The sequence below is a fragment of the Bacillus sp. G1(2015b) genome (assembly GCF_001482475.1).
Classification (GTDB): Bacteria; Bacillota; Bacilli; order Bacillales; family Bacillaceae; genus Bacillus; species Bacillus safensis.
The window spans coordinates 1-9,908 of record NZ_LKIC01000024.1 but is presented as its reverse complement, the minus strand read 5'-3'; the positions used below and the strand labels follow the sequence as shown (position 1 = coordinate 9,908).

Genomic DNA, 9,908 nt, shown 5'->3' with positions numbered 1-9,908 from the left:
TTTGACATTCGTGAGCACCGAAGCGCAGACCTGACACCGAATGCGAGGGTTTGTCTACACGCTGAAGCAGCCATTGATGGCTGCTCTTGATCTATTTCGTATCCTGTCTCATTTCTTCAATAAACTGATTCATCTCTACTTTAAACTCATTTAATGATTCGATAATCTTTGTAAAGTCTGTCACTTGTTCGGCTTGTTCATTTGTTGAGCTGCTGATTTGTGAGATGTTTTCAGACAAAGTGCCAATGCTGTCTTGGATTTCTTTTAAAAATGTATTAATGGTTTCAGCCGCTTCCTTCGAGCCATCTGATAATTTACGCACTTCATCAGCCACGACAGCGAACCCTTTTCCATTCTCACCTGCTCTTGCGGCTTCAATTGCAGCATTTAAACCTAGCAGATTTGTTTGTCTAGCGATTCCCCCAATGGTTTTGACGACTTCTTCAATATTCGCAGATTTCTCTTCCGCTCTTCCTGCCTGTTCGCTTATTTCTAAACTTGTGGCAGCCAGCTCTTGTGAATGTGCAGCAATTTGCTCAATTCCACCTTGGAGTTCTTTCGCTACTTTATTGATTTGCTCCATATAACTGCTTAATTTTTTTTCACGATGATATGTAAATGCCACTAAAAAAGAGCCAATTACTTTTCTATCTTCATCAAAAATCGGGTAACCTTTTACAGCAACTTCATAACCATATAGTGTTTCTGGTAAGTAACCGTCATATTCTTGTCCTCTTAATGTCGTCGCCACATTTTGGTCTTCTGGGTTCAATGGGTCCCCAACTTTCATACCAAAATCTATTGTGTTAGACGGGTAATAACAAAGTACCTTCTCTGTATCCGTGATACCGAAAAGAATACTTTCATCTAGTACCTTTCTAAGTAATTGAGCCATTTCAACATAATAGTCAAGCCTATTCAAGATTATTCCTTCTTTCCTAGAAGCTTTTACTCTTTTTATCGGCTAAATTCAGGAAAACTGTAGGACTTTTGGTAAAAAGAATAAGATGCCTTGGCGGCATCTTATTTCATCACTTCTTTATTTCCCATGTAAGGACGCAGCACTTCAGGAATGATTACTGTTCCATCCTCTTGTTGATAGTTTTCTAAAATAGCCGCTACGGTTCTTCCTACCGCTAATCCAGATCCATTTAATGTGTGAACATGTTCTGGCTTCGCTTTAGGCTCTGGGCGGAAACGAATGTTTGCGCGTCTTGCTTGGAATGCTTCGAAGTTACTGCATGAAGAAATTTCACGGTACGTATTCTGGCTCGGGATCCATACTTCGATATCGTATTTCTTCGCAGCCGTGAAGCCTAAATCTCCCGTACACATGCTCATGACACGGTATGGCAGGTTCAATAGCTGAAGCACTTTTTCTGCTTGATTTGTTAATTTCTCTAATTCTTCATAAGAATCTTCTGGTCTGACAAATTTCACGAGCTCTACTTTGTTAAATTGATGCTGACGGATAAGTCCACGTGTATCTCTGCCGGCAGATCCAGCTTCTGATCTGAAGCAAGCACTGAATGCTGCATAGTTAATTGGCAGCTGTTCACCATCGAGGATTTCGTCACGATGCATGTTGGTAATCGGGACTTCGGCTGTTGGAATGAGGAAGTAATCTTCTTCGCGAATTTTAAAGGCATCCTCTTCGAATTTTGGAAGCTGACCAGTTCCTGTCATGCTCGCTCTGTTGACCATATAAGGTGGAAGCACTTCAGTAAAACCAAACTCATCCACATGTAAATCAAGCATAAAATTATACAATGCGCGCTCTAAGCGTGCGCCAAGCCCTTTATAAAAAACGAAACGGCTTCCTGTCACTTTTCCTGCACGTTCAAAATCAAGGATATTTAGCTCATCAGCTACGTCCCAATGTGGTTTTGGTTCAAATGAGAAGGCTGGCTGTTCGCCCCATTTTCTCACTTCCACGTTGTCGTCTTCTGTTTCACCAACTGGTACAGAGTCATGAGGGATATTTGGAATTGAGAACAATATGTGCTGCAGGCTTTCTTCTACTGTTCTTAGCTCGTCATCCAGCTTCTTGATCTCATCTCCTACCTCTCGCATTTCTTGAATAATGTGATCGGCATCTTTCTTTTCTCTTTTTAGAACGGCTACTTGTTGTGATACTTCATTTCTTCGGCTCTTTAATTCTTCTGTTTTCCCGATTAATTCTCTTCTTTTTTGATCTAGCTCACCAAACTTATCAAAATCCGCTAAATCTTCGCCTCGGTGTGCTAATTTTTCTTTGATTTGATCAAAGTCCGTGCGCAGTTGTTTAATATCCAGCATGTATAACACTCCTTTTTTATCGAAAAATAAAAAGAGCCCTCATCCCATGAAAGGGACGAGAGCTCTCGCGTTGCCACCCTGATTGAAAACATGCAGAAGCATGCTTTCCTCTTTCCTCTGTAACGGTATCACCGTAAATGCTTACTTCTCTTGTTTCAGCATTTCGCTCAAGGATGGATTCAGAATGCATCTTTCACCGATTCTCACCAACCATCGGCTCTCTTAGAAAGAGGGGCTTCTTACTATTTCCCGTCAACGCTTTTTCGATCTTTGATTGTGTTTTTAATGTACTATAAGTTTTATCTCTTTTCAACCGTTTTATACAGCAAGCTTCGTTTTGTAGGACTTCACCATATCAACAAACAACTGCGTTAACCGGTGATCGTCTGTCAGCTCTGGATGAAAAGAGCAGCCTAGGAGATTGTTTTCTTTCGCCATCACAATCCTGCCATCATATTCGGCCATGATTTCTACGCTACCATCTGCGCTGATGATATGAGGCGCACGGATGAACACCCCTGTAAACGGCGCATCCAGTCCTTTTACTTCTAAATCTGCTTCAAAGCTGTCTACCTGTCTGCCAAAAGAGTTCCGTGCAACAGATACATTTAACACTCCAAGATGAGCATCTTCTCGATCCTCGATATGCTTTGCCAGCATAATCAAACCGGCACATGTACCGAAAATCGGTTTCCCTTGAGCAGCGAACGCTTTGATCGGATCAATGAATTGGTACGTATCCATGAGTCTTCTCATCGTCGTACTTTCTCCACCAGGGATAATCAAACCGTCAACGGATTCTAGCTCTTCTACTCGTTTGATGATCTTTCCTTCTGCTCCGCAGGCTTCAATTGATTGAATATGCTCTCTCACCGCTCCTTGAAGCCCTAGTACACCAATTGTCAGCATGTTCGTTTGCGCTCCCTTAATTACCAGCCACGCTCTTGCATACGTTCTTCTGGCAGTAGATTTGAAATTTCAATTCCTTTCATAGCTGTTCCAAGCTCTTTTGAAAGTTCTGCAATGAGACGATAATCAGTGTAATGAGTTGTTGCTTCAACAATCGCTTTGGCGAATTTAGCTGGATTGTCTGATTTGAAGATACCAGATCCGACAAATACACCGTCTGCTCCAAGCTGCATCATTAACGCAGCATCTGCTGGTGTTGCAACGCCTCCAGCTGCAAAGTTCACAACTGGCAGCTTGCCATCTCTTTTGATTTGCAGCAATAATTCATAAGGCGCGCCAAGGTTTTTGGCTTCTGTCATCAGTTCATCTTCACTCATGGCTGATACTTTACGAATCTGAGCATTGACCTTTCTCATATGACGAACAGCTTCTACAATGTTGCCTGTCCCTGGCTCTCCTTTTGTACGAAGCATAGAAGCGCCTTCTGCGATACGGCGGGTTGCCTCACCTAAGTCGCGGCATCCACAGACAAAAGGTACTGTGTATTCATTTTTATTTAAATGGAATTCTTCATCTGCGGGCGTCAGCACTTCACTCTCATCGATATAATCAACACCAAGTGCTTCAAGAACACGAGCCTCGACGATGTGGCCGATACGTGCTTTTGCCATGACTGGAATCGTTACGGCATTTTGTACTTCCTCTACGATTCTTGGGTCTGCCATACGGGCAACACCGCCTGCTGCACGGATATCAGCTGGTACTCGTTCTAGTGCCATGACTGCCACCGCACCTGCTTCTTCTGCAATTTTTGCCTGCTCCGCATTGACGACATCCATAATGACGCCACCCTTTTGCATTTCTGCCATTCCACGTTTCACTCGTTCAGTTCCCTTATTGCTCACAATAGTTTCCTCCCATTTGTCTATTCGATTAATTCAACATCTTTATCATACAAGCGAGAAAGTATAACAATAAAGAGAATAGTATAACAATTCAAACAGCCGATAAAAAAGAATAAACCCTTGTATATAAAGGGTTTCCAGCTAAAAACATGTCATTTTCTCTTTCAAGTGTGATTTACATGCTATAATGCAACTATAACAATTAAAATTCATGTATAACAATGTTGCATTATATGGAGGGGTTTCATGCATATTGATATCCATCGACACTCTGATACATCTCTTTCAAATCAAATTTACTTTTCAATCATTGACCACATTCAATCAGGTTTGCTTCAGCAAGGAGAAAAGCTGCCAACTGTACGTGATTTAGCCAAGCAGCTCAATGTGAGTCTTGTCACGGCAGCAAAGGCATACACCCGATTAAAGGTTGACGGATATTTAAAGACGGTGCAAGGTAAAGGAACCTTTGTGGATGAGCAGCAAGAGCAGGCAGAGATTCCGGTTCCATCATCTACTTCTTTCGATTGGCAGTTGTCGATTCCAGATTATTTACCACGGTCTCAATTCGCTCAGTATCACTATGTCGAAGAAGCCATTAACCTTTCTTCCTCTATGATCGATCCAGGGCTTTTGCCCAACCGGTATTTAGAAAAAGAGATGCAGCATGTACTAGCCAGGCATCCCCAAATCATGTCGAAGTATGGTGAGATACAAGGTGACCTTCAGCTGCGACAAGTCATTCAATCATTTTTAGAAAAGTTGGATGTGCCGTCTACACCTGAAAATATCCTAGTAACAAGTGGTTCTCAGCAAGGGCTTGATTTGGTGGCACGTACGTTTATTGGGCCGGATGATGTGGTGGTCATGGAAGCACCGACATACCCCGGAGCCATTGATGTCTTTATGGGCAGAGGAGCAAGAATCATTACTGTCCCTGTCGATCATGAAGGGATGAACATGAAACAGCTTCAAAGCATTTGTGATAAATATAAACCGAAACTCATCTATACGATTCCTACTTTCCACAGTCCAACAGGGGCCAGTATGTCGATGAAGCGTAGAAAACAGCTTCTCTTACTGGCTCAAAGCATTGATTGTCTCATTGTAGAAGATGACCCTTATCGTGAGCTTTATTTTGAAAAGAAGCCGCCAGCACCTATTAAAAGCTTGGATCATGATGGACACGTCATTTATTTACGAGGATTAAGTAAAACACTGGCGCCAGGATGCAGAATCGGGATTATCACAGCCTCAGGCTCGATATTTAACCGTTTATTAGCTGCAAAGGCCAATAATGACTTAGGCAGCCCTCTCCTCACACAAAAGGCCATATTGCCGTTTCTGACATCGAAGAAAATGATTGATCATACGAAGAAGCTAAGAACCGCCTTGAAAGTGAGACGCGATTTGATGATGGATGTGTTAACGAAACACGCACCGAAAGATGTAACGTGGCAAATTCCACAGGGCGGGCTCAATTTATGGCTTAGCTTTCCTTCCTGGGTCGATACACGAGCACTGTTGCATGAGGCACGTAAGCAGCAAATCACCTTTCTGCCTGGCTCTGTCTGCTACCCTGGTGAGCCGAAGCAGAATTATATCCGCCTCAGCTTTTCCTATGTGAATGAAAAAGCACTGACCGAAGGCGTGGAAAAGTTATGTGATATTTTTCAGCAAGCTTTATCCACTCCTCAAAATCAGAAGCAATCGCTCTTCTTTTAACGATAAAAAAACTGCTCTCATGTATAGAGAGCAGTTTTTTTTATTAGAACCAACCTTTTACTGTGTCAACGATTCCGCCCCAAATGCCAGCGAAGAATCCACCTACACCGCGCATTGCTAGGATGAACCAGTTTGCTTTTTCATCGCCTGTTTTCGTCACAAGCTCAACACCTGATTGGTCTTTATTTAAATAGCCGTAGTCCTTCTCATCACCAGAATAAGAAGTCGTCAGCATGCCAACCTTCGTTCCTTTTTTAATAGGAGCTTCTAAGTTCTTTTTCTCGATATTTACTTTTGCTTTATAGCTCTTTTCGTCACCATTTTTTACTGGCACAGAAAATGCTTCTTTCGTCACAACAGGTACTTCTTTATCTTTGCCTTTATCAACTGCGATGTTTTCATGTCCTTTGATTTGTTGACCTTTTTTGTACATTTCTTTCATCGTGAAGTTTTTAAACGCATAGTCGAACAGTTTTTTCGCCACGTCGAAACGTGCTGTATGAAGATTACCTTTTGCATTTAAGATGACGGCAATGACGCGCATGTCACCTTGTTTAGCCGTACCTGTGAAGCTAGAACCGGCTGAATCTGTAGATCCTGTTTTCAGACCGTCTACACCTTTATATTCCTTCACAAGTCCTTTAAGCATGAAGTTCCAGTTAGGCATGTCCATTTCATCGTCAGTGCCTTCTCTGAACTTCGTTTTCGCAATACTTGCTGTTTCAAGAATTTCTGGATGGTCTTTGATGAGATGCTGTGCAAGCAATGCCATATCTTTTGCCGATACTTCACTTTCTTCATCAGGACCTGTACCTTTTGGCTGTTGGCCATGTAAGTCTTTATTTTCAAGACCAGTTGCATTCACGAATTTGTAGTTTGTTAAACCAAGTTCTTTTGCTTTTGCGTTCATTTTTTCAACAAACTTCGATTCTGATCCAGCGATCACTTCTGCTAAACCAATCGCTGCTGCATTTGCCGAATAAATAGCCGTTGCTTGATAAAGTTCTTTTACTGTATACGAACCATCTTTTCTCAAAGGAACGTTAGATAAACTGCGGTCCTGAGAAATTTCGTATACATAATCATCTGGCGTATACTTTTGATCCCATTTCACTTTACCTTCAGCAATCGCCTCTAGTAATAGATACTCGGTCATCATTTTTGCCATACTTGCAATAGGCAGTCTTTGATCTGCGTTTTTACTATAAAGAATTTTACCTGTAGAAGCTTCAATAAGGATCGCTGCTTTCGCATTCACACTGAATGGATCTTCAGCAGCTTTTGCTTTGGACATTGGTGTAAATGCTGTAACAATCAATGCCAATGCAAGGATAGAGACCATAAGCTGTTTCAACATCTTGCTGTTCAATCGTCATACCTCCGTATTCATCTTTTTTCGACGTTTTTCATATATATGTAATCCACAAGGGCTTATTTCAACACAACAGTATAAATTTTATCACAATAAAGACAAAAAAAATAGACAGAGTCATAGACCCTGTCAAATGTAATTTGATTGTCACAATTTATCAAGAAATTGTGTAGTTTGGTGATTCTTTCGTAATTTGTACATCATGTGGATGACTCTCACGAAGTCCTGCACCTGTCATACGAATAAACTGTGCTTCTTCTCTAAGAGTGCGTAAATCCTGTGTTCCACAATAGCCCATACCAGAACGGATACCACCAACTAGTTGATACACTGTATCAACGACTGGCCCTTTGTATGGTGTACGACCTTCGATTCCTTCAGGAACGAATTTTTTATTATCTTCTTGGAAGTAACGATCTTTACTTCCTTTTTCCATTGCAGCGACAGAACCCATACCACGATAAACTTTGAAGCGTCTACCTTGGAAAATTTCTGTTTCTCCTGGGCTTTCAGATGTACCAGCTAGAAGGCTTCCCAGCATAACAGCATGTCCGCCAGATGCTAGTGCTTTCACGATATCACCTGAATATTTAATTCCACCATCTGCAATAATAGCTTTACCATGTTTTCTTGCTTCTGTTGCACAGTCATAGATCGCTGTGATTTGTGGTACACCAACACCTGCAACAACACGTGTTGTACAAATAGATCCTGGTCCGATACCGACTTTCACAATATCTGCTCCTGCTTCAAACAATGCTTTTGTTGCTTCAGCTGTTGCAACATTACCAGCAATGATGTTAAGAGAAGGATACGTTTCACGGATTTTCGATACAGTGTTTAGAACACCTTGAGAATGACCGTGTGCTGTATCAATGACAATAACATCCACATTGGCTTCGACTAATTTTTTCACACGTGTCATTGTATCGCCAGTGACACCAACAGCGGCACCAACAATTAAACGGCCATGTGCATCTTTAGAGGAGTTAGGGAATTCAATCACTTTTTCAATATCTTTGATTGTGATAAGACCTTTTAACGTTCCTTCGTCATCTAAGAGAGGTAATTTTTCAATCTTGTATTGCTGTAAGATTTTTTCAGCTTCTTCTAACGTTGTACCAACAGAAGCTGTCACAAGTTCCTCTTTTGTCATCACGTCGCTAATCTTCATTGAATAATCCGAAATAAAACGAAGGTCACGGTTCGTAATAATACCAACAAGCTTTTGGTCTTGTTCGTTGTTGACAATCGGCACACCTGAAATACGGTATTTACCCATTAAATGCTCTGCATCAAATACTTGATGCTCTGGTGTTAAGAAGAATGGATTTGTAATAACGCCGCGCTCTGAACGTTTTACTTTATCCACCTGTTCTGCTTGCTGTTCAATGGACATGTTCTTATGAATAATGCCAAGACCACCTTGACGTGCCATTGCAATCGCCATTTGTGATTCCGTCACTGTATCCATTCCAGCACTGATAATTGGAATGTTTAGCTTTAATGTACTTGTTAGCTCCACTGATAAATCGACATCACGCGGAAGTACTTCAGACTTTGCTGGAACAAGCAAAACATCGTCAAACGTCAAACCTTCTTTTGAAAATTTACTTTCCCACATTAGTAAATCCCCCTCTTTTCGGCAAAATATTATATGTAGATTATCAACTAGCAAACAGCATGTCAAGGAAGCAACAAACAGTTGCAATTTTTAGAAAATATAAAGAGAGTTGAGGAAGAAGATGAAAAGTTCAGGATGGAAGGATTTAAAACGTTTTTACTCGCTAGAAACTTCCCAAAAGTTTCTATTTCAACAATATGAGAAACGGAACATTCCAGATGCAAATCAGCAAGCCTATAAAAACTGTGAACGATTTATTTACTTTCTAAAACATGGCCATACGTTTTATGAGCAGGCTGCGAATGCACCTTTAGAACTTAAACCCATTTTATTGTTTTATGGAATGGCACAGCTGCTAAAAGCATGTTTGCTGACAGTTGATCCCCATTATCCTTCTCAAACCTCTGTTTTAGCTCATGGCGTAACATCGAGAAAGAGAAAAAAACAGCATTACCGCTTTAGCGAAGATGAAGTGAAAATCCAAAGAAACGGGCTATGTATGCATGTGTTAAAGCATCTATTTCATTTAAAGGGTCTTGAAGATGAGCGATTTACAATGATCCATCTTCTGTCCAAAATACCTGAAATGAGTCATATTCTTGAGTTTCAAAAGCAGCCCTCGACATTAGTTAAAGTGGAAAAGGCGAATGGAATGATGATTCAAGATCATATTCCATTACTTTATAACATGTCTGCTGAACGCTTTATTGAATACTTTGAGTTCCATACAAGTTGGAAACTCAAACAGAGAGAGGCTAAGAAATTGACGTTTGATGTATTTCTTGAAGAAAACCCAGCACTTGCTACTCATCTTCATTATGATTTAGAAATGGATCAATGGTTTATACCGTCAACACGGGATGCTTTTCTAGGGATTCCTGAGATCATCAGTCATTACTTATTGATGTATAACCTTAGTATGATTGCCCGCTACGAAACAGAATGGTGGTACGAGCTGCTGTCTCAATACATTAGTGATGATTACGTCATGATTGAACGCTACATGGAGATTGCAGAAGAGAAGTTCCCAGCTTACATCATGATGCTGTTAGAAGAAAAAACAAAAAAGACCAGT

General features: G+C 41.0%; 7 protein-coding genes, 1 pseudogene and 1 other annotated feature. Of the genes and pseudogenes, 2 read left to right on the top strand and 6 right to left on the bottom strand.

Annotation, left to right across the window (positions count from 1 at the left end):
• Positions 1–91: 91 nt before the first annotated feature.
• The 4 genes and pseudogenes from AMR95_RS19585 to pdxS all read right to left on the bottom strand — a co-directional run.
• Positions 92–427: pseudogene (locus AMR95_RS19585) on the bottom strand (methyl-accepting chemotaxis protein); the annotation flags it as partial.
• A 596-nt stretch (positions 428–1,023) separates the two neighbouring features.
• The gene (gene serS, locus AMR95_RS11605; protein WP_039175845.1) at positions 1,024–2,298 is read right to left on the bottom strand and encodes a serine--tRNA ligase; all 1,275 of its coding nucleotides are present in this window, start codon (positions 2,296–2,298) and stop codon (positions 1,024–1,026) included.
• Positions 2,299–2,346: 48 nt separating this feature from the next.
• Positions 2,347–2,563 (bottom strand) — a binding site (T-box leader).
• 53 nt (positions 2,564–2,616) lie between these two features.
• The gene (pdxT, locus tag AMR95_RS11600; RefSeq protein ID WP_058838334.1) at positions 2,617–3,207 is read right to left on the bottom strand and encodes a pyridoxal 5'-phosphate synthase glutaminase subunit PdxT; all 591 of its coding nucleotides are present in this window, start codon (positions 3,205–3,207) and stop codon (positions 2,617–2,619) included.
• A gap of 20 nt (positions 3,208–3,227) precedes the next feature.
• The gene (gene pdxS / locus AMR95_RS11595) at positions 3,228–4,112 is read right to left on the bottom strand and encodes a pyridoxal 5'-phosphate synthase lyase subunit PdxS (RefSeq protein ID WP_039175840.1); all 885 of its coding nucleotides are present in this window, start codon (positions 4,110–4,112) and stop codon (positions 3,228–3,230) included.
• A gap of 246 nt (positions 4,113–4,358) precedes the next feature.
• Between pdxS and pdxR the strand changes: the two genes are divergently transcribed.
• Entirely contained in the window at positions 4,359–5,837 is a 1,479-nt protein-coding gene (pdxR, locus tag AMR95_RS11590) for a MocR-like pyridoxine biosynthesis transcription factor PdxR (RefSeq protein ID WP_058838333.1), read from the top strand.
• A gap of 43 nt (positions 5,838–5,880) precedes the next feature.
• On the opposite strand, the gene AMR95_RS11585 is transcribed toward pdxR, so the two are convergent.
• Entirely contained in the window at positions 5,881–7,206 is a 1,326-nt protein-coding gene (locus AMR95_RS11585; RefSeq protein ID WP_039175836.1) for a D-alanyl-D-alanine carboxypeptidase family protein, read from the bottom strand.
• 160 nt (positions 7,207–7,366) lie between these two features.
• Positions 7,367–8,833 (bottom strand): IMP dehydrogenase, encoded by a 1,467-nt coding sequence (guaB, locus tag AMR95_RS11580; protein ID WP_024426749.1) that lies wholly within the window; start codon positions 8,831–8,833, stop codon positions 7,367–7,369.
• A gap of 121 nt (positions 8,834–8,954) precedes the next feature.
• Between guaB and AMR95_RS11575 the strand changes: the two genes are divergently transcribed.
• A partial coding sequence (locus AMR95_RS11575; protein WP_058838332.1) for a YaaC family protein occupies positions 8,955–9,908 on the top strand: 954 nt, incomplete at its 3' end.